Source organism: Chryseotalea sp. (assembly GCF_057350905.1).
The window spans coordinates 64,048-90,084 of the sequence record NZ_JBMRCF010000002.1 but is presented as its reverse complement, the minus strand read 5'-3'; the positions used below and the strand labels follow the sequence as shown (position 1 = coordinate 90,084).

30 protein-coding genes are annotated in these 26,037 nt (G+C 41.2%); 26 read left to right on the top strand and 4 right to left on the bottom strand.

Annotation, left to right across the window (positions count from 1 at the left end; genetic code table 11):
• Positions 1-29: 29 nt before the first annotated feature.
• On the top strand, positions 30-944 hold the full coding sequence (locus tag ACO1XM_RS05660) for a hypothetical protein (RefSeq protein WP_486226729.1): 915 nt from the start codon (positions 30-32) through the stop codon (positions 942-944).
• A 25-nt stretch (positions 945-969) separates the two neighbouring features.
• Here the strand turns inward: ACO1XM_RS05660 and ACO1XM_RS05655 are convergent, their stop codons facing one another.
• Positions 970-1,650, bottom strand: coding sequence for a head GIN domain-containing protein (locus tag ACO1XM_RS05655; protein WP_486226727.1), 681 nt, complete (start codon positions 1,648-1,650; stop codon positions 970-972).
• Positions 1,651-1,796: 146 nt separating this feature from the next.
• Between ACO1XM_RS05655 and ACO1XM_RS05650 the strand changes: the two genes are divergently transcribed.
• From ACO1XM_RS05650 to argH, 9 genes are all read left to right on the top strand, one after another.
• Positions 1,797-2,198 carry a TerB family tellurite resistance protein gene (locus ACO1XM_RS05650; RefSeq protein WP_486226725.1) on the top strand — a complete coding sequence of 134 codons (402 nt, stop codon included), beginning with the start codon at positions 1,797-1,799 and terminating at the stop codon, positions 2,196-2,198.
• 455 nt (positions 2,199-2,653) lie between these two features.
• Positions 2,654-3,436, top strand: a complete 783-nt coding sequence (locus ACO1XM_RS05645; RefSeq protein WP_486226723.1) for a GNAT family N-acetyltransferase — start codon at positions 2,654-2,656, stop codon at positions 3,434-3,436.
• Between the two features lie 4 nt (positions 3,437-3,440).
• Positions 3,441-4,637, top strand: coding sequence for an argininosuccinate synthase (argG, locus tag ACO1XM_RS05640; RefSeq protein ID WP_486226721.1), 1,197 nt, complete (start codon positions 3,441-3,443; stop codon positions 4,635-4,637).
• 36 nt (positions 4,638-4,673) lie between these two features.
• Positions 4,674-5,651 (top strand): N-acetyl-gamma-glutamyl-phosphate reductase, encoded by a 978-nt coding sequence (gene argC / locus ACO1XM_RS05635; protein ID WP_486226719.1) that lies wholly within the window; start codon positions 4,674-4,676, stop codon positions 5,649-5,651.
• 58 nt (positions 5,652-5,709) lie between these two features.
• Positions 5,710-6,831: an aspartate aminotransferase family protein gene (locus tag ACO1XM_RS05630; protein ID WP_486226717.1), complete on the top strand. Its 1,122-nt coding sequence runs from the start codon at positions 5,710-5,712 to the stop codon at positions 6,829-6,831.
• Positions 6,828-7,781 carry an N-acetylornithine carbamoyltransferase gene (locus tag ACO1XM_RS05625; protein ID WP_486226715.1) on the top strand — a complete coding sequence of 318 codons (954 nt, stop codon included), beginning with the start codon at positions 6,828-6,830 and terminating at the stop codon, positions 7,779-7,781. The genes ACO1XM_RS05630 and ACO1XM_RS05625 overlap by 4 nt, the downstream gene beginning before the upstream one ends.
• Before the next feature lie 9 nt (positions 7,782-7,790).
• Positions 7,791-8,579: an acetylglutamate kinase gene (gene argB, locus ACO1XM_RS05620; RefSeq protein WP_486226713.1), complete on the top strand. Its 789-nt coding sequence runs from the start codon at positions 7,791-7,793 to the stop codon at positions 8,577-8,579.
• Positions 8,580-8,588: 9 nt separating this feature from the next.
• Positions 8,589-9,644, top strand: a complete 1,056-nt coding sequence (locus ACO1XM_RS05615) for a M20 family metallo-hydrolase (RefSeq protein ID WP_486226711.1) — start codon at positions 8,589-8,591, stop codon at positions 9,642-9,644.
• Between the two features lie 226 nt (positions 9,645-9,870).
• On the top strand, positions 9,871-11,202 hold the full coding sequence (argH, locus tag ACO1XM_RS05610; protein WP_486226709.1) for an argininosuccinate lyase: 1,332 nt from the start codon (positions 9,871-9,873) through the stop codon (positions 11,200-11,202).
• Between the two features lie 45 nt (positions 11,203-11,247).
• On the opposite strand, the gene ACO1XM_RS05605 is transcribed toward argH, so the two are convergent.
• From ACO1XM_RS05605 to ACO1XM_RS05595, 3 genes are all read right to left on the bottom strand, one after another.
• Positions 11,248-13,581: a TonB-dependent receptor gene (locus ACO1XM_RS05605; protein ID WP_486226707.1), complete on the bottom strand. Its 2,334-nt coding sequence runs from the start codon at positions 13,579-13,581 to the stop codon at positions 11,248-11,250.
• Positions 13,582-13,591: 10 nt separating this feature from the next.
• A complete protein-coding gene (locus ACO1XM_RS05600) occupies positions 13,592-13,957 on the bottom strand; it encodes a heavy-metal-associated domain-containing protein (protein WP_486226705.1) in 366 nt (121 codons plus the stop codon).
• A gap of 70 nt (positions 13,958-14,027) precedes the next feature.
• Positions 14,028-14,447 carry an HYC_CC_PP family protein gene (locus ACO1XM_RS05595; RefSeq protein ID WP_486226703.1) on the bottom strand — a complete coding sequence of 140 codons (420 nt, stop codon included), beginning with the start codon at positions 14,445-14,447 and terminating at the stop codon, positions 14,028-14,030.
• Positions 14,448-14,552: 105 nt separating this feature from the next.
• On the opposite strand from ACO1XM_RS05595, the gene ACO1XM_RS05590 reads away from it, so the two are divergent.
• The 16 genes from ACO1XM_RS05590 to ACO1XM_RS05515 all read left to right on the top strand — a co-directional run bounded on the left by ACO1XM_RS05590 (position 14,553) and on the right by ACO1XM_RS05515 (position 26,000).
• Positions 14,553-15,203 (top strand): protein-L-isoaspartate(D-aspartate) O-methyltransferase, encoded by a 651-nt coding sequence (locus ACO1XM_RS05590; protein ID WP_486226701.1) that lies wholly within the window; start codon positions 14,553-14,555, stop codon positions 15,201-15,203.
• A 75-nt stretch (positions 15,204-15,278) separates the two neighbouring features.
• On the top strand, positions 15,279-15,482 hold the full coding sequence (locus ACO1XM_RS05585; RefSeq protein ID WP_486226699.1) for a 2-oxoisovalerate dehydrogenase: 204 nt from the start codon (positions 15,279-15,281) through the stop codon (positions 15,480-15,482).
• Entirely contained in the window at positions 15,479-15,718 is a 240-nt protein-coding gene (locus ACO1XM_RS05580; protein WP_486226696.1) for a type II toxin-antitoxin system HicA family toxin, read from the top strand. The genes ACO1XM_RS05585 and ACO1XM_RS05580 overlap by 4 nt, the downstream gene beginning before the upstream one ends.
• Positions 15,718-16,245 (top strand): acyl-CoA thioesterase, encoded by a 528-nt coding sequence (locus tag ACO1XM_RS05575; RefSeq protein WP_486226694.1) that lies wholly within the window; start codon positions 15,718-15,720, stop codon positions 16,243-16,245. The genes ACO1XM_RS05580 and ACO1XM_RS05575 overlap by 1 nt, the downstream gene beginning before the upstream one ends.
• 2 nt (positions 16,246-16,247) lie before the next feature.
• Positions 16,248-16,622 (top strand): hypothetical protein, encoded by a 375-nt coding sequence (locus ACO1XM_RS05570; RefSeq protein WP_486226692.1) that lies wholly within the window; start codon positions 16,248-16,250, stop codon positions 16,620-16,622.
• 169 nt (positions 16,623-16,791) lie between these two features.
• Positions 16,792-19,104: a sodium-translocating pyrophosphatase gene (locus tag ACO1XM_RS05565; RefSeq protein ID WP_486226690.1), complete on the top strand. Its 2,313-nt coding sequence runs from the start codon at positions 16,792-16,794 to the stop codon at positions 19,102-19,104.
• An 83-nt stretch (positions 19,105-19,187) separates the two neighbouring features.
• The gene (locus ACO1XM_RS05560; RefSeq protein ID WP_486226688.1) at positions 19,188-19,610 is read left to right on the top strand and encodes a DUF2147 domain-containing protein; all 423 of its coding nucleotides are present in this window, start codon (positions 19,188-19,190) and stop codon (positions 19,608-19,610) included.
• 55 nt (positions 19,611-19,665) lie between these two features.
• Positions 19,666-20,226 (top strand): RNA polymerase sigma factor, encoded by a 561-nt coding sequence (locus ACO1XM_RS05555; protein ID WP_486226686.1) that lies wholly within the window; start codon positions 19,666-19,668, stop codon positions 20,224-20,226.
• A 4-nt stretch (positions 20,227-20,230) separates the two neighbouring features.
• Complete coding sequence (locus ACO1XM_RS05550; protein WP_486226684.1) at positions 20,231-21,100, top strand: hypothetical protein; 870 nt, start codon at positions 20,231-20,233, stop codon at positions 21,098-21,100.
• Between the two features lie 148 nt (positions 21,101-21,248).
• A complete protein-coding gene (locus tag ACO1XM_RS05545; protein ID WP_486226682.1) occupies positions 21,249-22,163 on the top strand; it encodes a cell division protein FtsX in 915 nt (304 codons plus the stop codon).
• 22 nt (positions 22,164-22,185) lie between these two features.
• On the top strand, positions 22,186-22,395 hold the full coding sequence (locus ACO1XM_RS05540; RefSeq protein ID WP_486226680.1) for a DUF3098 domain-containing protein: 210 nt from the start codon (positions 22,186-22,188) through the stop codon (positions 22,393-22,395).
• A gap of 37 nt (positions 22,396-22,432) precedes the next feature.
• On the top strand, positions 22,433-23,224 hold the full coding sequence (locus ACO1XM_RS05535) for an undecaprenyl-diphosphate phosphatase (protein ID WP_486226678.1): 792 nt from the start codon (positions 22,433-22,435) through the stop codon (positions 23,222-23,224).
• The gene (gene truB / locus ACO1XM_RS05530; protein WP_486226676.1) at positions 23,224-23,904 is read left to right on the top strand and encodes a tRNA pseudouridine(55) synthase TruB; all 681 of its coding nucleotides are present in this window, start codon (positions 23,224-23,226) and stop codon (positions 23,902-23,904) included. The genes ACO1XM_RS05535 and truB overlap by 1 nt, the downstream gene beginning before the upstream one ends.
• 12 nt (positions 23,905-23,916) lie before the next feature.
• Entirely contained in the window at positions 23,917-24,843 is a 927-nt protein-coding gene (locus ACO1XM_RS05525) for a bifunctional riboflavin kinase/FAD synthetase (protein WP_486226674.1), read from the top strand.
• Between the two features lie 19 nt (positions 24,844-24,862).
• Complete coding sequence (locus ACO1XM_RS05520; RefSeq protein WP_486226672.1) at positions 24,863-25,561, top strand: CoA transferase subunit A; 699 nt, start codon at positions 24,863-24,865, stop codon at positions 25,559-25,561.
• 61 nt (positions 25,562-25,622) lie between these two features.
• Positions 25,623-26,000, top strand: coding sequence for a four helix bundle protein (locus ACO1XM_RS05515; RefSeq protein WP_486226670.1), 378 nt, complete (start codon positions 25,623-25,625; stop codon positions 25,998-26,000).
• The last annotated feature ends 37 nt before the right edge of the window (positions 26,001-26,037 follow it).

Genomic DNA, 26,037 nt, shown 5'->3' with positions numbered 1-26,037 from the left:
TCTGTATCTTAAACGTTTAATATTACACCGTGAAATTAGCGTATAAATTTTTAGGTAGCCTATTGATTATTTCTGCCACGAGCAGCTGTTTTGACCCTCCCGTGTTTCCCGACACACCTACCATCGAGTTTGAAAGTATTGAGTTTAGAGAGTTTGGAGGCTTTGCTGACCCTGACTCGCTGATTTTAAAAATCAAGTTTCAGGATGGTGACGGAAATTTGGGCATTGATAAGATTACTACCAACAGAGGTGACTTGATTGATAACATAAACGACCCTTTCCACGACTCCAATTTTTATCTTTCTGATGGTGGTACTTCTTTAAAAGAAATAGGTACAGAGACCTTTTATACCGATACGCTACAAAATGGTATTGCTGAACTCGTACCGCTTAAGATCTTCACTACCCGAGGACAAAGCGGTAAACTTATTACCAAAAAGAATCAGGCCGGTTACAGCGCCCTTCCGGCATTTAATGCCAGCACGAAAGAATGTCAGAACTTTACGCTGCAAAGCTATTTTGTATTTATTGACGACTGGAATATTATTGATCAGCGTTACGCAATAAAAGACACCTTACGCGATGCTTTTGGCAATGATTTTATCCACTTAAAAGACACGCTTTACTTTCAGTTTAATCCGAATCATTATACCATAGAGGTAGATTTTTATGTAAAAGAGCCCGGCCATCCCAACGCAGATGCTAGTGGTTTCAGAGAATATGATTGGCGTAAAGAGTTCTGCACGACCTATGATGGCAGATTCCCTCAGCTCAGCGATTCTCCAACACCTTTAGACGGTATACTCACTTACAACATGGGGTCTACGGGTTTCAAAACTATATTTAGTGTTAAAACAATAAAACTTAAGATATCCGTGAAAGACAGGCTGTTGAACAGAAGTAATGAGATTTATACGCCTGAATTTACGCTAGACAAAATATGAAAGGGCCAAAAAGCCCTTTCATATTTTAGTTCGATTTTCTTACCGACCCACCACTGCTGGCGTTTGTATTTGAACGTTCTGGATTGCCCCGGTAACGAATACTACCCCCACTGCTTGCCCTAGCCTCCAAGTCTTTTACCACGGTTAATTTCACTGAGGCGCCACTGCTAGCCTCGGCCTCGGCTTTATCGCATGTAAGGTTATAAGCATCTATTTCACCCGCGCTACTGGCATCCAGCTCCACAGCTCCGGCACTACCTTCCACCACAATTTCACCTGCACTACTGGCACCCGCCTCTACTGTTTTAGCCTCTGTTTTCAACTCAATCGTGCCGGCACTCGAAGCCTTTAATATCAGGTCATCTGTTTTTAAAATTCCCTCATGAAAGACGTTGGCACCAGAACTGGCACCAAGGCTATTAATAGACACATAGGTTACATATACCTTTACTGTTCTGTTTCTGTACACACCTTCCTCCATGTGTATTTTAAGGTAATTGCCAGATACTTCGGTAATTACATTAGAAAGATCAGTACCACTGGCCTCTACCCTTACCTCCTCTTTAGTACCTTTTTTCAGGTAGGCATCAATTCCTTCCGACACCTTTATACCACTAAAAGATGAAAGTTTTCTGGTTTCAGATTCCTGAGCAAGGGCTACAAGACTAAAAAGACTTATCCAAATGGTTAAAAAAATCCTTTTCATATTTCGTTTTTCTAAAAGACAGTAAGCTAAGCCTTAGGTTGCACAATAATTTCATTTTTTTACTTCGGATGTACAAAATCCATGTAAATTTCATTAAATTTCTAAACCTTATTAACAAAATTGCCCTTCAAAACCAACTATACGTTATGACATTCGATAAGAAATCAGAGCTTAACATCCTTATCAACCTGGCTGCCAGCGACAACAAAGTGGAAGAGAAAGAGTCTAAGCTTATCCACACCATTGCAAAGGCTAATGGGATCAGCAAAGAAGAAGTAGAAGTGATGATCAAAAATCCTAAGCCCATTCACAACGTCAGTGGTATGACACAGGAGGAAAAATTTGAACACCTTTATTACCTTATCCAACTCATGAAAATGGATGGTCAGGTTTTTAGAAGTGAAATCATTTTCTGCGAACAAATGGCCGAGAAGCTTGGCTTCAAGAAAGGTGTTGTCTCTGAGTTGTCTGCAAACATTTACAGCGATCCTTCCATTACCAGCGATCGTGATATGCTTTGGAAAAAGGCGCTGAAGTTTTTTAAATAAGACTTTGTGAAAACAATCTTAATAAAGATCCGGCCTTCAAGCCGGATCTTTTGTTTTATACCATTCTTATCCATTAGCCTAACTGCTGTTCGCCCACGCCAAAAAAAAATTGCGCATTAAAAAATAATTTTACTATACCTTTGCACCGGACTAAAAAACCATTTATGCCTTTTATCTAGCGTTTCACATTAACCATCAGACAGAAATTGAAAACATCGATCACCATCTTAACAGTAGCTACGGCTACCCCAACCTTTAGCAGAACATCTCAGTTCCTAAAAGAAGCCTGCACGGTGACCAGGCGACCAAGCGCGACTCGCTTTGCGCGTATCTGATACCATCTTAACATCTTATTGAGTTAACCACACTGTCTCCAGGATGCAGTGTCTCTGTGCTTACAGTACTTCGTGTGCTGTGCATTTGTATCATTTACTTTCATTTTAGTTCATACAACATTGGAGAATCAACCTATCATTGTCAGACTGGCAACAGCTGACGACATCCGCTATTCCGAAACCATTACAAAAGAAATGGAGGAATCAGCTAAAGCACGCGGTACAGGTATTGCCAAACGCTCGCCTGCTTACATTGAAAAGAAGATGCAGGAGGGTAAGTCTGTTATTGCACTTACCACCGATGGCACCTGGGTCGGGTTTTGTTACATTGAAGCGTGGGAACACGAAAAATATGTAGCTAACTCAGGTTTGATTGTGGCGCCTGCTTTTAGAAAAAGTGGTGTGGCTACCGAGATCAAGCGCAAAATCTTCGAACTGTCGCGACAGAAATACCCACAAGCTAAAATATTTGGCCTCACCACGGGACTGGCTGTAATGAAAATAAATTCAGAGTTAGGTTACGAGCCAGTGACTTATTCAGAGCTTACCAGTGACGATGAATTCTGGAAAGGCTGCCAGAGCTGTGTGAACTATGAAATACTGATGAGCAAAGGCAGAAAGAACTGCATCTGCACTGGTATGCTGTTTGATCCTGCAGAGGCAGAAGCTAAGATCATGGCTGCTGAATTGTTGCGCAAAGCGCAGGTGGAAAGTGTACGTCAGCCAGCACTGGTGACTAACCTTGTTAAAGAAGAACAAGAACCACGAAGAAAATTTAAGGGCAACTTTAAACTATTCGATCGTTGGATTCGCTTCAAGCAATTCGTATTGCTCAAGTCAATTCGCAGGAAGGACGAAAACCCAAACATTGAAAAGAAATCATTTCTAACACTATTCTGGTAACATCATGAAGAAAGTTGTTTTAGCATTTAGCGGAGGTTTGGATACTTCCTTCTGTGTAAAATATTTAAGTGAAGACAAAGGTTATGAAGTGCATACCCTGACTGTTAATACTGGCGGTTTTGATGCCAAAGAAATCGGAGAAATTGAAGCAAGGGCAAAAGCACTGGGCGTGGCCTCGCACCAGACAGTGGATGAAACGAAAAATTATTACGACACTGTAATCCGCTTCCTTATTTATGGAAATGTATTAAAGAATAACACCTATCCATTAAGTGTAAGTGCTGAGCGTATGTCGCAGGCATTGGCTGTGGCCAATTATGCTAAAAAGATAAAAGCAGATGCTGTGGCACACGGCAGCACCGGTGCCGGAAACGATCAGGTTCGTTTTGATATGGTGCTCAATATCCTAGTGCCTGGTGTAGAAATTATTACCCCTATTCGCGAACTGAAGTTATCGAGAGAAGCCGAGATTGACTATTTGAAATCAAAAGGTGTACAATTCAATTTTGAAAAAGCGCTTTACTCCATTAATAAAGGTTTGTGGGGAACTTCTGTGGGCGGAAAAGAAACCCTGAAGTCGCTGGGCATGCTGCCGGAAGAAGCCTGGCCTACCCCCATCAGCAAAACTGAGAGCGAACAAATTTCATTGACTTTTAAACAAGGTGAACTGATCAAAGTCAATGGCCAATCTTTTGCGCATCCAAGTGAGGCGATACAACATTTACAGAACATCGCGGCACCTTTTGGTATTGGCCGAGATATTCATGTAGGTGATACGATCATCGGTATTAAAGGCCGTGTGGGTTTTGAAGCGGCTGCACCTTTGCTGATTATCAAGGCGCATCATGCCCTTGAGAAGCACGTACTAACCAAATGGCAATTGAACTGGAAAGAACAACTGGCACAATTTTATGGTACCTGGCTGCATGAGGGTCAATACCTCGATCCGGTAATGCGCGATATCGAAGCGTATTTACAAAGTACTCAACGACAAGTTAGTGGTGACGTCCATGTAGAACTACTTCCCTACAGGTTTGTCATTCTTGGTATAGAATCAGCTTTCGACCTGATGTCGTCCAAATTTGGCAAGTATGGTGAAATGAATCTGGGATGGACAGGTGATGACGTGAAAGGTTTTACTAAAATATTTGGGAACCAAACCGCCATTTACCATCAAGTTAAAGAAGCAGTTAAGGATTAACGGCAATTTTAAATTTCAAATTTCAAATTTAAAATTATGAGCGAAGTGAAGATAAAAGCAGGCATTATTGGCGGAGCAGGGTATACTGGTGGCGAAACAATCCGCTTATTACTGAATCATCCGATGGTTGAGATCAGCTTCATTCACAGCAGAAGCAATGCAGGAAAAAAAATACATACCATTCATCATGACTTGCTTGGCGAAAGTGAATTGACATTCACGAACAAGCTTGAGCAAGCCGATGTACTATTCCTTTGCCTGGGACATGGGGAAAGCAAGAAGTTTCTGGAAGAGAATACTATTTCAGCAGCAACAAACATTATAGACCTGAGTCAGGATTTCAGGCTTGATGGAAATTTTAGAGACAGATCATTCGTTTATGGCTTACCTGAATTGAATAAGCAAGATATTACGCAGGCGAAATCAATTGCCAATCCGGGATGCTTTGCTACGGTTATCCAACTAGGCTTGTTGCCTTTAGCCAAAGCAGGATTGTTAAGTGAAGTCTACACAACCGGCATTACCGGATCTACAGGTGCCGGGCAGAAATTGCAAGACACTACACATTTTACCTGGCGTGCCAATAACATCTCTGCTTACAAAACACTTGTTCACCAACATTTGGGAGAAATCAAAAAATCGCTGACTCAACTTCAACAGCATTTCTCAGCACCGATTAACTTCATTCCATGGCGGGGAGATTTTACAAGGGGTATCTTTGTTAGCTCTACAATCAGTTCAGATTTAACAATTGAACAGATCCGGAATTTGTTCACTGATTTCTACGCACAACATCCCTTCACTATCGTTTCTGATAATACGATTGATTTAAAACAGGTAGTCAACACAAACAAGTGCATCATCGGTATAGAGAAAGAAGGGAATAAAGTTGTCATCCATACAGCTATTGATAACTTATTAAAAGGTGCCAGTGGACAAGCTGTTCAGAATATGAACCTGATGTTTGGTTTTAACGAAACGTCAGGTCTTAAACTTAAAAGCATTGTCTTATGACGCAAAAAAACCAACAAAAGTCATAAGACAGTTTGATTGTCATTAAAAATATTTTAAAATGAATCTCTTTGACGTATATCCTCTTTTTGATATCAATCCGGTTAAGGCACAGGGCTCATGGCTTTGGTGTGAGAAAGGTGAAAAGTACCTCGACTTATATGGTGGACATGCCGTTATATCCATCGGTCATTCGCATCCACAGTATGTAAAAGCCATTACTGAGCAACTGAACAATATTGGTTTTTACTCCAACAGTGTTCAAAATAAATTACAGGCAGCACTGGCAGAAAAATTAGGCGCCTTATCCGGCTACACTGACTACAATCTTTTCTTATGTAACTCTGGGGCGGAAGCCAATGAAAATGCTTTGAAGATTGCTTCGTTTGTTACGGGTAGAAAAAAGATTGTCGCTTTTCACAAAGCATTTCATGGCCGTACGTCAGGAGCCGTGGCGGCAACTGATAATCCAAAAATAGTAGCACCTTTCAATGCCGGACATAACATCACTTTCGTACCCCTTAACGATGAGAAAGCTTTTGATGAAGTCATGGATGGAGATGTTGCTGCTGTTATCATTGAAGGTATACAAGGTGTAGGTGGCATTCAGTTGCCAACAGACTCTTTTCTGCAATACATTGAGAAGAAATGCAAGCAACACAATGCCTTGCTGATACTTGATGAAATACAAAGTGGTTACGGTCGTACAGGAAAGTTCTTTGCGCATCAATTCGCAAATATTCACCCACACCTGATTACCACCGCCAAGGGTATGGGCAACGGTTTCCCTATTGGCAGTGTTTTGATCCATCCGGATATCAAGCCCTGGAGTGGTATGTTGGGAACAACTTTTGGCGGCAATTATCTGGCCTGTGCCGCGGCCATCGCTGTGCTTGATGTTATGGAAAAAGAAAAGTTGATGAACAATGCATCAACTGTAGGTAATTATTTATTGGAGAAACTCGGAAAGATAAAAGGCCTACTGGAAATCAGGGGTAAAGGCTTGATGATTGGTGTTGACTTACCAGACGACAAAAAAAACGTGAGAACAAACCTGCTTAAAACCCAAAAGATTTTTACAGGTGAAGCTAAACCCAACACCATTCGTTTGTTGCCTTCCCTCACACTTACAAAAGCAGAAGCTGATATTTTCCTTCACGCAATAGAAAAAGAAGTAGCATGAAACACTTCCTATCCGTTTACGATGTTGAAGACATTGATGCTTTAGTAAATAAGGCACTACAATTCAAAACGAACCCGCTTGTAAGTCAGCAAATAGGTGCTGGTAAAAGAATAGGGTTGGTTTTTCTAAATCCCAGTATGCGTACAAGGCTGAGCACACAGATCGCTGCTGAAAACCTTGGTATGAAAGCCATAGTACTGAATGTAAATCAGGACGGCTGGATGCTGGAATTTGAAGAGGGTGCTGTGATGAATGGAACAAGTGTTGAACACATCAAAGATGCGGCTCCTATTCTTGGCACCTACTTCGATATCCTTGGTGTTAGAACATTTCCAGGCTTAAAAGACAAGGAAGCTGACTACAGTGAATTCTATTTGCAGCAATTCATCAAGTATGCAGGCATTCCAATACTCAGTCTCGAGAGTGCTACGCTACACCCTTTGCAAAGTCTGGCAGACATCATTACCATAGAAGAAATTTTTAATGAGAAGCGCAAACCAAAGGTTGTACTTACCTGGGCACCACATGTAAAAGCCTTACCCCAATGTGTTGCCAACAGTTTTGCACAGTGGATCAATGCCTGGGGTAAAGCAGATTTTGTCATCAGTCACCCTGCTGGTTATGAATTAGATGAACAATTTACAAAAGGTGCCAACATAGAATATAATCAGGATACAGCCCTGAAAGATGCAGACTTCATCTATGTTAAAAACTGGAGTGCTTACCAGAATTACGGAAAAATACTCATTGAAGATAAAAATTGGATGTTAACACAAGCTAAACTTGTCGACACAAACGAGGCTAAAGTCATGCATTGCCTGCCCGTAAGAAGAAATGTTGAACTGAGCGATGAGGTGTTGGACAGCGCCAGTAGTATTGTTACACAACAAGCCGGGAATAGAGTATGGGCTGCCCAAGCTGTGTTGGATGAATTATTAAAAAATAAGTAATAGAGAATCATGAATAAACTCTTTATCATAAAAATTGGTGGCAATGTGCTCGACAATGAAGAGCATCTCAATTCTTTTCTGAAAGATTTTTCTTCTATTCGTGAGCCGAAAATTCTAATTCATGGTGGCGGGAAAATTGCAACACACATAGGCAATCAGTTAGGGATAGCATCTAACTATGTTAATGGAAGGAGAATAACTGACGAGCAAACCCTTGATCTGGTAACGATGGTGTATGGGGGTTTAGTCAATAAGAAAATAGTTGCCACGCTTCAACAATTGCACTGCAATGCCATTGGTATTTCAGGGGCAGATGGAAACATGATTAAAGCAGTGAAACGCCCTGTAAAAGACATTGATTACGGATTTGTGGGTGATATCAAGCCAGGAGATGTTAACACACCCTTGCTTCATGTGTTGCTAAAACAAAATACCATACCTGTTTTTGCACCACTTACTCATGCCGATGGTAAGATGCTAAACACCAATGCTGATACCATCGCATCTGTTCTGTCAATCGCCCTCAGCAAACATTTCGATATCAGGTTAATTTTCTGTTTCGAAAAGAAGGGTGTACTTCAGCATGTTGATGATGAAAATTCAGTAATCCGACACATCACACAAAATACTTACAACAGCTTACTTCAACAAAATGTATTGAAGGACGGAATTCTTCCTAAATTAGAAAATGCTTTTGCTGCCATTAAATCAGGGGTAAAAGAAGTATTGATTGGTGAGGCTAGCGACCTGTTAAAAAATACAGGACAAATGACAGAAGGCACGCTTATTACACTTTGATAAAAGGCTATGAAAGAATTGAGCAACAAAGCCCTCGAACTGCTAAAACAACTCATTACCATTCCCTCATTTAGCAAGGAGGAGCACAATACTGCTGCTGCCCTGGAAGCTTTTTTTGCGCAAGAAGGAATTCCAACACAAAGGAAAGGAAATAATGTGTGGGCACTGAACAAACTCTTTGATGCTTCCAAACCCAGTATCTTACTCAATTCGCATCACGATACCGTTAAGCCCAATTCTCAGTACACCAGAGATCCCTTTGAGGCAAGTATCATTGAAGAAAAACTATACGGCCTAGGCAGCAACGATGCCGGAGGACCGCTGGTGTCCCTTATTGCCACCTTTCTTTATTTCTACAATAAAGAAAATTTGAAGTACAATATAGTAGTGGCTGCTACTGCAGAAGAAGAAATCTCAGGAACTGAAGGCATAGAAAGCATTTGGTCATTATTGCCCAATATAGATTTTGCTATTGTAGGTGAGCCCACCTTATGTGAAATGGCTATTGCCGAAAAAGGTTTGATGGTGCTCGATTGCATTGCACACGGAAAAGCCGGACATGCGGCAAGAGAAGAGGGTGTCAATGCCATCTATGAAGCCATCGAAGATATTAACTGGCTTAAGTCTTATCAATTTCCTAAAGTATCTGCAACGCTTGGCCCTGTTAAAATGAGTGTAACCATTATACAGGCCGGGCAACAGCACAATGTAGTGCCTGCTGAATGTCATTTCACCGTTGATGTGCGTCTAACAGATGCTTACAGTATGGAAGGAGTCCTTACAACGATTCAAAAGCATTGCAAAAGTGAAATCAAACCGCGCTCGATACGACTCAGGCCTTCAGGTATTGAACTCGATCATCCACTGGTGATAGCTGCCAAAAAATTTAACATCAATCTTTACGGCTCCCCTACTACTTCCGACCAGGCATTAATACCGACACCCTCCGTAAAAATAGGTCCTGGTGATTCCGCCCGCTCGCATAGTGCAGATGAGTTTATCTATGTAAAAGAAATACAACGGGGCATTGAAACCTACATCAGGTTGCTAAACGAAATCATATAATGAAATGGATAATAAAATCTATGAGACAAGGGTAGCTATTTGTTAAATGTTAATCTGTTTTGAAACAACTAGGTTTTAAAACAACATGAATTTAGCCATCAGGCAATCCGTCAGACCGCTGAATGCGGATGTAAACAGCGGTCAGACGGATTTTAGGTAAAGACACAAATAAGCATTAATTATTATTGGGATATCTAGTTATCCTCACATTAAAAATTATCAACAAATGAAACTCTGGCAAAAAGATAAAACCGCACTTAAGGCTGTCGAAAAATTTACTATCGGCAAAGATCAGGAGATGGACATGTTCCTCGCTCCATTTGATGTGCTTGGTTCGTTGGCGCACATCCGTATGCTGGAGCAAGTAGGGCTGCTGAATCAATCAGAGTTAGTAGTGCTCACTGAAGCACTCAAAAGTATTTACAAACGTATTAAAGAAGGGAAGTTTGTTGTTGAAGAGGGGATTGAAGACATACATTCACAGGTCGAGTTTGAACTCACCAAAAGGTTGGGCGATGTAGGTAAAAAAATTCACAGCGGCAGGTCGCGCAACGATCAGGTGCTCGTTGACATCAAACTCTACCTCAGAGCTGAAATAGAAACGATAGTTGTTGAAATTCAAAAACTTTTTTCGCTTCTGTTAGAGCAAAGTGAAAAGCATAAGGCGCACTTACTTCCTGGTTATACGCATTTACAATTGGCCATGCCCTCCTCTTTTGGTTTGTGGTTTGGTGCCTATGCCGAAAGTCTGGTGGATGATGTGTTAGTGTTACAAAGTGCTTACAAAGTCGCTAATAAAAATCCCCTTGGCTCGGCTGCAGGCTATGGATCTTCATTTCCGCTCAACAGAACACTAACCACACAATTGTTGGGCTTTGAAGATTTAAACTATAATGTTGTGTATGCCCAGATGGGCAGAGGTAAAACTGAGCGTATTGTTGCATCCGCTTTATCGAATGTAGCAGCGACTTTGGCCAAGCTTTCAATGGACGCTTGTTTATTCATGAACCAAAATTTCGGATTCATTTCTTTTCCTGATGAACTGACTACCGGCTCAAGCATTATGCCTCACAAAAAAAACCCGGATGTGTTTGAACTCGTAAGGGCCAGGTGCAATCAGTTAATGGCATTGCCGAATGAGATTGCCCTGATGACTACAAATCTTCCTTCAGGTTATCACCGCGATTTACAATTGACTAAGGAATTGCTTTTCCCAGCCATCCAAAACCTCAAAGATTGTTTACAGATGATTCAGCTGATGTTAGCTAATGTTGTCATTAAGGAAAATATTTTGGAGGACGAGAAATATAAATTTCTTTTCAGTGTAGAAGAAGTTAATAAATTAGTGCTTGGCGGAATGCCCTTCAGAGATGCCTATAAAAAAATTGGTCAGGATATAGAGAACAATCAATATAAGCCCGCCAAAAATATTAACCATACCCATGAAGGTAGTCTTGGTAATCTTTGCACTAAAGAAATTAAAAGGATGCTGGAGAAAGCTGTGGCTGAATTCAATTTCAGGAAAACAAATGAAGCCATCAACAAGTTGGTGAGTTAAAAAATGAGTCTTTAGTGCACGACACACTAAAGACTCATGTAATTATTATTCCTGATGTGCTTCGCCTATTCTATAACGGAATCCTGCATAAAACATTCTTCCAAAAATAGGACCCCACACCATCGATGTGTCAAAATTATTATTTGCGTTAAAAGGATCATTAGCCCCTACAATCGGGCTATCTAAAGTATAATCACTCAAATTCTCAACGCCCAGATAAACACTCCACGGTTTTTTAAACTCCTTGGTTACCTGACTACTCATCAATACATACGAAGGTGAAGTTGAAGGCAACTGATTCTGCACTTCGTTTAAAGAAGTATCCGGTATGCGTTGTTCACCTAGCCACTGCACCGTATAATCAAACTTCCAGCCATTGCGTGTTTCATATGCCAGGTTAGCAAATGCACGATGCTTCGGAATCAGCGGGCGCTGCAACCTGCCATCGAGGTAATCAGTTTGTACATCCAGCCAACGGTAGGCTAAGCGAAGATCAAACCTTCTTATCAATTCATAATCCACCTGGAATTGTAAACTATGCGAAAACGATTTACCGGTTAAACCAAAGAAGTTAGCTTGTCGGGTCGAACGATCAAAATCAAGCACCGCCTGATTCTCAAAATCTGTGTAGAAATAATCGATCACGATATTACCCGAACGGTAATCGAGGGTAAAATCCTGTGAAAAATTAACCCCATAATTCCAGGCCATATCTGGTTTAAACCCATAAGCATAATCAGATTGCAGCCTAGTGAAAACCAATTGGCGTGCCGAAGCCAGCACACCTGTATTCTCTGTTAACAAATTCGCCAGACGAATGCCACGACCAGCAGATGCACGAAGTGCTGTGGTTTCTGTTAATAAAAAGCGTGTATGCAACCGTGGTGTAAAAAGCGTACCGAATAAATTGTGGTAATCAACACGCATGCCTGCAATCACCTGAATATTTTTATGGTTGTCATAATCATATTCAAAGAAAGCACCTGCTACATTTTCTGTTCTGCCGAAATCCACAGCTTGTGTTACATCCGTGCTACCATTCTGGTTTTCAATAATAATGAATGATGCGGGGTTGACTGTATTCACAGCAAACTGTTCATCATAATCATCATACAAAAAGCTAAGTCCTGTTTTAAACTTATGAGAGTTATTGCCAATGATGGATTGGTAAATCAAATTCGCATAGGCAGAACGTTCCTCAGCTTCATGTATGTTAAAACCAAAATAACTATCATGCTGATGTTGTGTCGCTGACAATTGCAGGCCTACGCTCTTGTAAGGCTGACCTTTAAACTGATAGCCAACCTTTCCCCAAGCTTCATAGCGATCCGTATTGATTTCAAAACCATATCTATTCGTGGTGAACTTATCTTCATCCGTAAAATCAGTCTGCCCACCTTGCTTGGTATCACGTAAAGCCTTTACACCAAACTGACCTAACCAACCAGTGCCACTGCTGTACACCCAGCGGTTAATAAAGTTGATTTGCGAGCCTGTAGGAAAATCAAGGAAGCCATCTTTATTCTGATCCATTTCAAAAGGACGCGTGCTGCCGTGAAGCAAAACAGTTGTTGCCCATTTCTTACTTGGGTGCGCTGTCACATTCGCATTCAGTTCACTCCTACCCGATTCATTCACATAACCATTCAGGTAAAAAGTTTCACTCTCTTCCGGTTTCTTTAATTCAACGTTGATTTGTCCGGCAATGCTCTCATAACCATTCACGACAGAACCTACACCTTTTGTTACCTGAATGGAATTGATCCAGGTGCCTGGTATAAATTGTATACCCTGACTTCCAGCCAACCCACGCACACCAGGCATGTTCTCGATGGAGATCATCGTATTCGGTCCTGCCAAACCCAGCATCTGTATCTGTCTTGTGCCCGTAATGGCATCCGTAAAGGCAACATCAACAGAAGGATTTGTTTCAAAGCTTTCTGAAAGATTACAACAAGCTGCCTTGAACAATTCTTTTTCTGTCATGACTACTGTATTGATCGGCTTCAACTGATCCAGTCCACTGGAAGATCGCCACCCTTGCACCGTGATTTCATCCAGCACCTGATCTGAGATGAGTACAACCTTTACGCTTGTTTGATTAGTGATGGTGAGCGTATCGCTTTTATAGCCCACAAAACTGATCACCAACTTTGTTGCACCTTCAACACGATCGATCATGAACACGCCATTTTCTCCAGTATTAGTACCCTTACTTGTACCCAGCCAAAAAACATTGGCTCCAGGCAAGGCCTGATCAACACCATTGGCGTTTTTTTCAACCACTAAGCCCATTACTTTTTGTGCATTACTCTCCAGAGCAATACACATTACCATTCCTATCAAAACAGGAATGGATTTAATCCATTGATATCGCATGGATTATGAATTAACGGTGGTCGCCATCTTCCATACCACTATGATCGTGGTCGCGGTATAAGCAGCAGAAAGGAAGTTTGGCATACACTTCATCTTTTGCTTTGGCCTTATCAGTATCATGACCAACCTCTGCAATAAATTTATGTATGTCCAGTTCTGTCAGTTTATCGGAGTTATAAACGATAGAGAGGTTTTTGGTTTTTGTGTCCCAGGTGGCAGTCTTGATACCCGTTCTGTCTAGCGCCTTTTGAATACGTGCCTTGCACATACCGCAATTGCCGTAAACCTTGATTTCAGCTTTAACCAACTTTGAGGACTGACCAAAAGCTGCAACAGATAAGAGTAAGGATAATATAAAAATGAAAGTATTTTTCATGTTGATGTTTGTCGTTAGTAATATTTAAAGATAAAATTATGCCAAAGGCACGTCAGTACAAAACTGATCATTAACAAGTCGACAAATCCTCCTCGTAGAGGGTATAAGCACACAATATTTTGTAGAGTGGCTCTTTTGGAGGTGGAAGGCTATTATTCAGATATAAATCTGACTCATGCTCAGTCAACAAAGACGTTAATTCTAAGTCAATGCTATAAAGTTCGGCTATCGGAAAGTATTCTGGAGAAGTTAAAGAAAGCGATGAAGCGAGGGTTTGATCCTCGTCTATTACGATGAGCTCAGACTCGTCATGACAGCATGAATTTTTTTCCGAATTTGGGAGAAATAGGCTGCAACCACATCGTTTAGCCTCGAAAGTATAGAAAATAGAGGAACTCTCCCTGCCCATGCAGTAGTGGGTGGTTTTAACCACTCCTACTGACAGGTGCAGGTAAACACATGTGAACGCTATGGCAAAAAGCTTTATCACTGTGTGGAGAGAACCCTAAAATAACGGGGTAGGTTTCACTTTTCCTAAAGAATTTTAGAAACTTTGTTAAAGCGGAAAAATTGGCTTTTTTCGTGCCAAAATAGCATGGCTCCAGATACCTATAAAACACGCGGTTTACGCAACAAATTAGTGAAAGTCCTTGAAAATAAGGGGATTACAGATTTACGCGTTTTGCAAGCCATCGCAAAAGTTCCCAGACATGTTTTTTTTGAGAACGCTTTATTAGAACATGCCTACCAGGATAAAGCTTTTCCGATTGGTGAAGGACAAACCATCTCTCAGCCCTATACGGTGGCTTTTCAAAGTGAGAAGTTGGAAATAAAGCCAAAAGACAAGGTTTTGGAAATTGGCACCGGTTCAGGCTACCAGGCCTGCATTTTAGCTGAATTAGGAGCCACTGTTTACACAATTGAGTACAATAAGGTGCTCTTTGAACGGACTAAAAAATTTCTTCCCGAATTGGGATACAAACCTTACTTTTTTTATGGTGATGGCTCTAAAGGCTTACCTGCCAAAGCACCTTTTGATAAGATTATCGTAACAGCCGGAGCTCCGGTACTTCCTGATGCGCTTACCGATCAACTGGCGGAGGGGGGTATTTTGATTATACCAATTGGCGACAAGGAAAAACAGCAAATGGTTCGCATCCGTAAGAAGCATGGCAAACTGATTCGCGAAGACTTTGATTATTTTGCTTTTGTTCCTCTGTTGGGTGAGCAGGGCTGGAATAAGTAAGATAACTCTGACATTTTTCTATACTCTTATTCCTTCAAAAATGCCGTTATTTGTAATCATTTTAGTTTTATCAAGATGGAAGAAATCATTTTTTTAGTTGAAGAGAGCCCTGAAGGAGGTCTCACTGCAAAAGCTTTGGGCTTCTCCATTTTTACTGAGGCCGATTCAATCGAGGCTTTGCAAGACAAAATCAAGGATGCCATCCGCTGCCACTTTGATGAGCAAAAGCCTCGTCTAGTAAGACTCCATGTCGTCAAAGATTTTGTTTTTGCCGCATGAAGTTACCCCGTGATATCAGTGCAGCTGATTTGATCAAAGCCTTAAAAAAGTATCATTACATTCCTACAAGGCAATCAGGCAGTCATATCAGGCTTACTACACTGGAGAAGGGAGAGCACCATTTAACAATACCTAATCACGATCCAATTAAAATTGGAACACTTTCGGCAATCTTACAAGATGTAGCTGAGCATTTTAACAAGTCTAAAGAGGAGATTATAAAAGAGTTATTTTAATGGCAAAAAAGAAAAAGACACCCAGCGAATCCTTTGTAAGCATGACTGAACTCGTGCTGCCTAATGACACCAATACGCTTAATAATTTAATGGGTGGACGACTCATGCATTGGATGGATATTGTATCGGCCATCTCTGCGCAGAAGCACTCCAACAGAATTGTGGTAACGGCCTCTGTGGATAATATCTCTTTTAAACATCCTATTCGCCTGGGCAATGTGGTGACTTTGAAAGCAAGGGTAACACGCGCCTTCAATTCATCTATGGAAGTACGCATCGATGTAGATGCTGAAGACATACCAGCAAGTCAAAAGGTAGAAAGTAATAGTGCCTATTTTACTTTTGTCGCGGTTGATCAAAGCGGAAGACCCATAGACGTACCTGAGATAGAACCAGAAAACGAACTGGAAAAAGAGTATTACAATGGTGCCTTACGCAGAAGACAACTTCGCCTTATCCTGGCAGGTCGTATGAAGCCCAGTGAAGCGAATGAACTAAAGTCTCTATTTGACATTAAAGACGCTTAGGCATGAGTAATGCATACGAATTTTTATACCCTGAAGATTTATACAAGGCTGCAGATACTACAATGGTGCTGATCAACCAGCCATGGTCAAGCATGAGTGAAGCTGACAAGGTTTTATTGAGTAAAATTCTTGGATCAGTTAAGATTTCTATGGATCAGGTAAATATTCTTCAGGCGGATAAAATAAGTCTGGCCAATTTAATTCAATACAATCCTTCCAGAATAATTGCCTTCGGGACAATTATTTCAGAAAGCGAAGCACCCTACAAAAATCAGAAACAAGGTGAAACTGCCTTTATTACTTCCGATGCATTATCAGCACTGGATGATATAAAGAAAAAGAACCTTTGGGGTGCATTGAAACAGATGTTTGCCTAGTCAGGCTTTTCTTAATTTACATTAACCTGATTATCAGCTTAATAAGTCAAACAAAACGTATTTGCGTGTTTTGTGAGTTCTCCTATCTTTGCCACGCTTTAAAAGACCACCTTGCCTACGATTACATCGGGCAGATGGTTTTTATTGTTAACTGAAACCTAACTATATCATGGAAAATGTACTGTATTCTTTGCCTGTTTTCGGGGCACTGGGTCTGATCTTCGTAGTGTGGAAGAGCGCCTGGATTGCTAAACAGGATGCCGGCACGGACAAAATGAAAAAAATTGCCGGACACATCGCTGAAGGTGCTATGGCTTTCTTGAAAGCTGAGTACAAAGTGCTCGCCATCTTCGTAATCTGTGTAGCCATACTTTTAGGCGTAACAGCAAATAGCGAAACTTCATCACCCTTAGTTGCAGTCTCTTTTGTATTGGGTGCCTTCACCTCAGCCCTGGCTGGGTTCATTGGTATGCGTGTAGCTACAAAAGCTAACGTACGCACTACAAACGCAGCACGCACTTCTTTAGGTAAAGCCCTGGAAGTAGCCTTCACAGGCGGCTCTGTTATGGGTATGGGCGTAGTTGGACTGGGTGTTCTTGGTCTTAGTACCTTATTCATTATTTATGCTTCTATTTTTGGTCTTGATACACAAGCTAATTTAAATCAAGTAATTACTGTCTTAACCGGTTTCTCTTTTGGTGCTTCCTCTATTGCCTTGTTTGCACGCGTAGGTGGTGGTATCTATACCAAAGCTGCTGACGTAGGTGCTGACCTTGTTGGTAAAGTTGAAGCGGGTATCCCTGAAGATCATCCACTGAACCCTGCTACCATTGCCGATAACGTAGGCGATAACGTAGGAGATGTGGCCGGTATGGGTGCCGACTTATTTGAATCATATATCGGTTCTATTGTAGGTACTATGGTATTGGGTGCTGCCTTTATGGTGCCCGGTTTTACAGATAACTTCAGTGGTCTTTCTGCTGTATTATTGCCTTTGGCCTTAGCAGCGGTTGGTATTGTGATGTCATTCCTGGGCACCTTCTTTGTAAAAGTAAGAGAAGGTGGCGATCCACAAGCTGCATTGAACCGTGGTGAATTCATTTCTTCTGCCTTAATGGTGGCCGCTTCTTATTTTATCATTACATGGATGCTACCTGCCGAATGGTGGTTTAAAGATCCTTTGTATGCATGGGAAAATCCTGAGCTTGGAAATCATTACACCTCTCTTGGTGTATTCTGGGCAACAGTGATTGGTCTTGTTGGAGGTGTGTTGGTTGGTTTAGTAACTGAGTATTACACAGCCATGGGCAAAAAGCCGGTACTTTCAATAGTACGTCAATCTTCTACAGGTGCTGCTACCAACATCATCGCAGGTTTAGGCGTGGGTATGATGTCTACCGCTATTCCCATCATCATTATTGCACTTTCTATCATCGGTGCATTCCACTTCGGTGGTTTGTATGGTATCGCCATTGCTGCTGTAGGTATGTTATCTAATTTAGGTATTCAGTTAGCGGTAGATGCTTACGGACCTATTTCTGACAATGCCGGTGGAATTGCTGAAATGTCTGAGCTTCCTAAAGAAGTTCGTCAGCGTACAGATAAATTGGATGCTGTGGGTAACACAACCGCGGCTATCGGTAAAGGTTTTGCAATTGCTTCAGCTGCATTGACAGCCCTTGCACTTTTCGGTGCTTTTATGACCACAGCCAACGTAAGTACAATTGATGTTTCGAAGGCTAATGTAATGGCAGGCCTATTCATTGGTGGTATGCTTCCTTTTGTATTCTCTGCTTTGGCAATGGGTGCGGTAGGTCGTGCAGCCATGAGCATGATTGAAGAAGTGAGAAGACAATTTACCACCATTCCTGCGCTAAAGGCTGCTTTGGATGTGATGCGTAAAAATGGCGACAAGGAAATGAAAGACTGGACTGCAGAGGACCAGAAAACTTTCCATGAAGCTGATGGGAAAGCAGAATATGCTAAATGTGTTGATATTTCTACTAAAGCTGCGATCCGCGAAATGGTATTACCAGGCTTAATGGCCGTAGTAATTCCAGTGCTCATTGCCTTCTTACCTGGTTTTGGTGTAGAAGCCTTAGGTGGTATGCTGGCCGGTGTTACTGTGTCGGGTGTATTGATGGCGATCTTCCAATCAAATGCCGGTGGTGCCTGGGACAATGCCAAGAAGAGCTTTGAAGAGGGTGTGGAAATCAACGGACAGATGTATTACAAGAAGTCTGAGCCACACAAAGCAGCTGTTGTAGGAGATACAGTAGGTGATCCGTTTAAAGACACTTCTGGCCCTTCATTGAATATATTATTAAAGTTAATGTCGGTTGTGGCCCTTGTTATTGCGCCACTCATCGCCCTTGACAAAGAACCTAAAACGGCAGCGGTAAAGCCAACCATTGAAGTGGTTAGCCAAACACCTGCTGAGGAAGTTTCAGCGGAAGGCGAAGGCGTTACTGAGCAGCAATAAGCCAGGCTCTTATACGTTATCCGAAAGCCCTGACAAGCAATTGTCGGGGCTTTTGTTATTTTTGGTCAACTGAATAAAAAATTATGCGATTATTATTGGCACTTCTGTTCATTTCTGCGTCTGGTTATGCACAAAACGCTGTAATAGGTAAATGGAAAACCATTGATGATGAGACTGGTAAGGAAAAATCGGTGGTGGAGATTTTTGAAAAGGGTGGAAAGGTATATGGTAAAATAACCAAGCTTTTCCGTGAAAAAGGCGAGGATCAGGACCCCATTTGCCTGGAATGCGATGAAGAAGATGATCGTTACAAAAAGAAAATTATAGGTATGGAGATCATTCGAGATATGAAAAAGGCTGGAACTGAATTTGCCGAAGGCACCATTCTCGACCCCAACAATGGCAAGGTTTACCGGTGTAAAATATGGATTGAAGGCAGCGAGTTAAAGGTGAGAGGATACCTGGGCCCATTTTACAGAACACAAACCTGGCTGCCTTTTAAGTAGATTCAAAGATAAATTTAATATTAAAGTAACATAGCTGGTTACAATTAACCCCGACATGGCATCTAAGTCGACTGAGATGAGTGAGACAGAGATTTTTGACCGCATTAAAGGCGGTGATGAAAAGGCTCTTGAATACCTCTACAAAAAATACTACCGTATGATGACCAAAATGGTGATCACCAACAGTGGTACGGAAGAAGAGGCTCGCGACATCTACCAAGAGGCGCTGATCGTATTCTGGCAAAAGTGTACATCAGGTAATCTGGTGATGACTTCTAAGATCAGCACCTATATCTACAGTATTTGTCAAAATCTGTGGAGAAAAGAGCTGGACAGAAAAAAGCGACTCTCTAACGAAGAAAAAGATATGCCGGTGGCCATTGACACGGAATCGGCAGAACGAGAAAAGATAATAGCGCGTTGTATTGATCAGCTAGGTGAAACTTGTAAGAAAGTGTTGATGTATTATTACTTCGATGAACTTTCAATGCAGGAAATTGCAGACAAGCTTGGTTTCGCCAACACCGATACAGCAAAAACAAAAAAATATAAGTGTAAACAAAAGCTTGATGAATTGGTAAAATCACAATACAGCGAGCAGGATTTCCTGGATTGATATCATGGCAGTAGAAAAAGATTTGGAATTGATGGATGATTACCTGGCAAACAGAATGCCGGTAGAGGAGCGTGCTGCTTTTGAAAAAAGAATAGAGGCTGAAGCTGGTCTTAAAAAAGAAGTACAACTTCAACAAGATATTGTTACCTCTTTGCGGAATGCACGCATGGCCGAACTGAAAAACTTGCTGAATAATGTCCCAGTTCATAATTTGCCGGGAAGTACCAGCACTGCATTCATAAAAGTAGCTGCAGGTGTAGCCATCACTACTTTAATCGGAACATCCATTTATTATTTCTTGAATCAGCCCGCGAAACAGGAAGTGGTGGTTCCAATACAAAATGAGGTTAGTAAGACAGAAGTTCCTCAGCCACAAAATGAGCAACCGGGAGCGCTATCAGAACAACCAGCGATAGTAGAAGAAGAAGAAAACAAAAAGACTCAAGCTTCAAATAGTATAAAAAAGGCAAAAAAAGAGGTGCCCCCAGCACCAGTTGCCGACCCTAAAATTGAAGTGTTTGATCCCACGGCTGAATTAGACGATAATTCCAATGAGCCAGGTGAGTCAGAGATTTTAACAAATGATGATATTCCTTCAACGTTTGAGCCCAGCATAATGGTTACGGTGGACTCCACCAGTCGCAGGCATAATTTCCACTACAAACTAGAGGAAGATGCCCTGTTACTCTATGGGCCATTCGAGAGAAATTTATTTGAAATTCTCGAGTTTATCAGCGACAATAAACGAACGGCCTTCTTGTACTATAAAAAATCTTACTATTATCTAAAAGAAACTGACAAGACCCTGGCCCTTACGCCTGTACAAGATCCCGCCCTCCTCAACAAATTAAGGCAGTATAGAACCAAGAATTAAGTTTCCTTCAAAAAAGCCAGGCTGGGCATTTAACCGATGCCGTTCTTAAAGAACTGGCATTTACACCTTTCTGTTCTTCATAAAGGATATCTTCTTAACTGTCACTTAACGGGGGTAATGGGTATTTTTTTTACTCATCCCCTTGGGCATGCTTCTAAAAACTATACCTTTGGAAGTCATGAAGTATACTTCGCGCAAAAAACTAGGCAGCTATCCCACTATTGGTGTAATCGTAAGCATTACACTGGCGCTGTTTGTTGTTGGCTTGTTCGGTTTACTTATCATTTACTCAGTCCAGTTAGAAAGGGTTGTCAGAGAAAATGTAAAAATGCAGGTATACTTAAATGGCAACCTGACCGAAACCCAAAGACTTCAGATTGAAAACAAAATCATTTCTATGAACTTCGTAAACAAAAGCGGAGACAATAAAGGGATGGTATACATTTCTAAAGAAGAGGCGGCTAAAAAATTTATTGGCGAAACAGGAGAAGATTTCACCAAATTCATTGGTGACAATCCGCTAAAAGATGCTTTCCTGATCAGTATTGATCCGGGTTTTCACTCTAAGTCAGACATTGAAAAAATCAAGAAAGACATTGAAAAGATAAACGGGGTATTTGAAGCTTCGTACGTAGAAGGACTCATTGAATCTATTAATCAAAATATCAAAAAAATAGGTCTTATACTTCTCGGGCTGGTCAGTCTGCTGCTACTCACAGTCATCCTGCTAATCAATAATACTATGCGCATAGCATTGTTTTCCCAGCGTTTTTTAATCCGCAGCATGCAATTGGTGGGCGCCCGTCAAAGTTTTATTCAAAGGCCTTTTTTACTCAGAGCCGCCATGCTTGGTCTTGTCGGCTCCATTATCGCCATAGCGCTTCTGTTTTCAGTAATCAGTTATGCTCAATCGGAAATAGAGGATTTAACCTTACTACACAATCAGGAGCACTTCATCATCCTGGGGGGGAGTATGGTTTTAACTGGTGTACTCATCTCCGTTATCAGTTCCTTTTTCTCTATTCGCAAATACTTACATTTATCATTAGACGAATTATTCTAGTCATTAACTAAATCATCAAACCGTGGATTCAAAACTTCCCTTTAGCAAAAAAAACTATCAATTGATGATTGCAGGCCTCATCACACTGGTAACTGGTTTCATTATTATGTCCATTGATTCAGAACCATTTGGTTTTGGTTTCCTTGGCATTACCCTTGGCCCTATTGTAGTAATGGCCGGGTTTATCTTAGGCATTGTAGCCATTCTTTATTCACCAAAGAAGTCTGCATAAACTTCTGTTCTTTTTTCTTTTGTAAAAAAATTCCATCATGGATATTTTTCATGCCATTATACTAGCCATTATTGAAGGGTTGACCGAATTCCTCCCGGTTTCTTCCACTGGGCACATGATTATCGGCTCTTCGTTGATGGGCATTGCTGCAGATCCGTTCACTAAAATGTTTACCGTGGCTATACAGTTTGGCGCTATTCTGTCGGTGATTGTGTTGTATTGGAAAAGATTCTTTCAAACGATCGATTTTTACGTAAAACTTTTCCTGGCGTTTTTGCCTGCTGCCATTATGGGTTTTTTATTTAACGATTACATCGATCAATTATTAGAGCGCGTTGATATTGTTGCTTACATGCTGATAGCAGGTGGTATTATCTTCCTGTTTGTCGATAAGCTATTTGAAGAAAATGAGAAGAAGGAAAAAACCATCAATCACTTTACAGCCATTCGCATAGGTTTCTTTCAGGTCATTGCCATGTTGCCTGGTGTTTCCAGGTCTGCAGCTACCATTATCGGTGGATTGTCGCAAGGGTTGAATAAAAAAACGGCAGCAGAATTTTCATTCTTTTTGGCTGTACCCACCATGTTTGCTGCTACGTTGTACAAGATGTATAAGTATTTTGATAGTGGGGCCAGTTTTGGTGGCTCAGAGATTACATTATTGGTTATTGGCAATGTGGTTGCATTCGTGGTTGCACTGTTGGCCATTCGTTCCTTTATTAATTTTTTAACAAAACATGGCTTTAAGATATTCGGTTATTACCGCATTATCCTTGGTATTATTCTTTTGATTCTCTTATACAGTGGCGTTGAATTATCAATTGTTTAATGCAAGCAAATCAACAACCAGGGCAGGTACTGCTTATTAACAAGCCATTGCGCTGGACCTCTTTTGATGTCGTTAAAAAACTACGCTACAAACTTAAAATCAAGAAGATCGGGCATGCCGGTACACTTGATCCATTAGCTACAGGTCTTCTCATTGTTTGCAGTGGTAAAATGACCAAAAGCATCAACGACTTTATGGGCATGGAGAAGGAATACACAGGCAGTTTGATTATCGGGCAAACTACTGCCTCCTATGATTTAGAAACACCCCCCACAGACCCTGTTGATATTAAACACATCAACGCAGAGGCTATTCAAAACGTTGTTAACAGCTTTATTGGTTTGATTCAGCAAACGCCTCCACTCCACTCAGCTATTAAGATAAATGGCAAGCGAGCATACGAACTGGCGCGTGCCGGTGAAGTGACTGAGTTGAAAAAGCGTGAAGTAGAGATCAAAGCATTTGAAGTGGTTGCCATAGATTTGCCGCGTATAGACTTTCGCGTTGTGTGCTCGAAAGGCACTTACATCAGGAGCTTGGCGCGCGATGTGGGTGAAGCCCTGGGCGTAGGTGCTTACCTGTCTGCTTTATGCAGAACCCGAATTGGAACTTTCAAATTAGAAGATGCATTACAGGTAGAAGAAGTAATGCCTCCACCGCAGACACTTGCTTCAGAATAGATACATTTACGTATGAAGATTTACCATGGTATAGCTGATTTTTCAACACTACCCTTTGCGGTGGTCACCAGTGGTACTTTTGATGGTGTTCATATTGGGCATCAGAAAATTCTACATCGCTTGCTTGAAGTAGCTAAACAGCATACAGCTGAAACAGTGGTGATTACATTTTGGCCACACCCACGCCTTGTTTTACACCCGGAAGACGATTCTTTGAAATTGCTTAACACTTTTGAAGAAAAGGCTGAGTTATTAAGTCAACATGGTGTTAAACACCTGGTGCGTATTCCTTTCACTAAGGAATTTTCACAGATGAGTTCCGAAGAATTCATCACTGAAATTCTTGTAAACAAAATCGGCACAAAAAAATTGGTTATTGGTTACGATCACCATTTCGGCAAAAATCGTGAAGGCAGTTTTGAACAGCTAAAAGAGAATGCTCCACGCTATGGTTTTGAAGTGGAAGAAATATCCCGACAGGATGTTGACAACGTAGGTGTCAGCTCTACTAAAATCAGAAAAGCATTAGAAGCAGGCGACATTGCAACGGCCAATCATTTTTTAGGCAGCAACTACCAGTTGACGGGACGTGTTGTACCTGGCGATAAGCTTGGGAGACTGTTGGGATTCCCTACCGCCAACATTGAAATGGACACTAAGTTTAAATTAGTGCCTGCAGACGGCATTTATGCAGTTAAGGTCCATTACCAAAGCATAGTCTACAAAGGCATGCTCTACATCGGTAACAGACCTACAGTGAATGGTGTTAAAAGAAATATTGAAGTGAATATCTTTGATTTCAATCAGGATGTTTACGGTGATACACTAACCATCTCTTTCCACCACCTGATCAGAAATGATAGTAAGTTCAGTGATCTGGAGGGACTCAGCAAACAGTTAGCATTAGATAAAATTGATGCGCTTCGCTTATTAAATTAATGATATTAAGATAAATGCTATGATCAACAAAGTTGTAAAAGATGCAGACGAAGCCTTACGCGACATGAATGACAATGCGGTGTTGATGTTAGGCGGCTTCGGACTTAGCGGTATACCAGAAAATTGTATTTCGGCTATTCTGAAAAAAGGCGTGAAGGGTCTAACCTGTATTTCAAACAATGCCGGTGTAGATGATTTTGGCATTGGCCTACTCCTTAAGACAAGACAAGTAAAGAAAATGATCTCTTCTTATGTTGGTGAAAATGCAGAGTTTGAGCGCCAGTTATTATCAGGAGAATTGGAGGTTGAGTTAATTCCACAAGGCACGCTTGCTGAAAGAGTAAGGGCGGGCGGTGCGGGTATTCCGGCTTTCTTTACACCTGCAGGTTACGGTACCGAAGTGGCTATTGGAAAAGAGACAAGAGAATTTGATGGCAAGATGTATTTAATGGAGCGTTGGCTCCGTGCTGATTTCTCTATTGTAAAGGCCTGGAAGGGCGATACGGCAGGTAACCTTGTATACAGAGGCACGGCACGTAACTTTAACCCAATGATGGCCGCTGCAGGAAAAATTACTGTAGCCGAAGTAGAAGAACTTGTACCACTAGGCGAATTAGATCCTAACAATATTCACACACCAGGTATTTATGTTCAGCGTATTTTTCAAGGCAAAGATTATGAGAAGCGGATTGAACAGCGCACCATAACCAAAATTTGAGGATTAAAGGATTTGAAGATATGATGAGGTGATGTGCTTATGTGATAATTAGCTGATGAAAATGGGGACTACCAAGAACACCGATTCAGTTGAAAAAGAGAATTTGATTGTCTCTTTGACTTTTCAATTTGCTTTAGAGATTGTAAAGTTTGTCGAAATACTAGAGAACAATCGAAAATATGCTGTTGCAAATCAACTCATCAAATCCGGCACCTCTATCGGTGCCAATGTTCGCGAAGCACAGCACGCAGAATCAAAAGCTGATTTTATCCATAAATTAAAAATCGCTGCAAAAGAAGCAGAGGAGACCGAGTACTGGTTAGAGATTTGTCAGCAAACAGAATCCTACCCAAATTGCGGAAACCTTCTTGAGCAGGTTTTGAGTATCAAAAAAGTATTATCCAAAATCATCTCCTCTTCAAAATCATCAGTACATTAATCCATAAGCACATCAACACATTAGCACATCAAAAAAT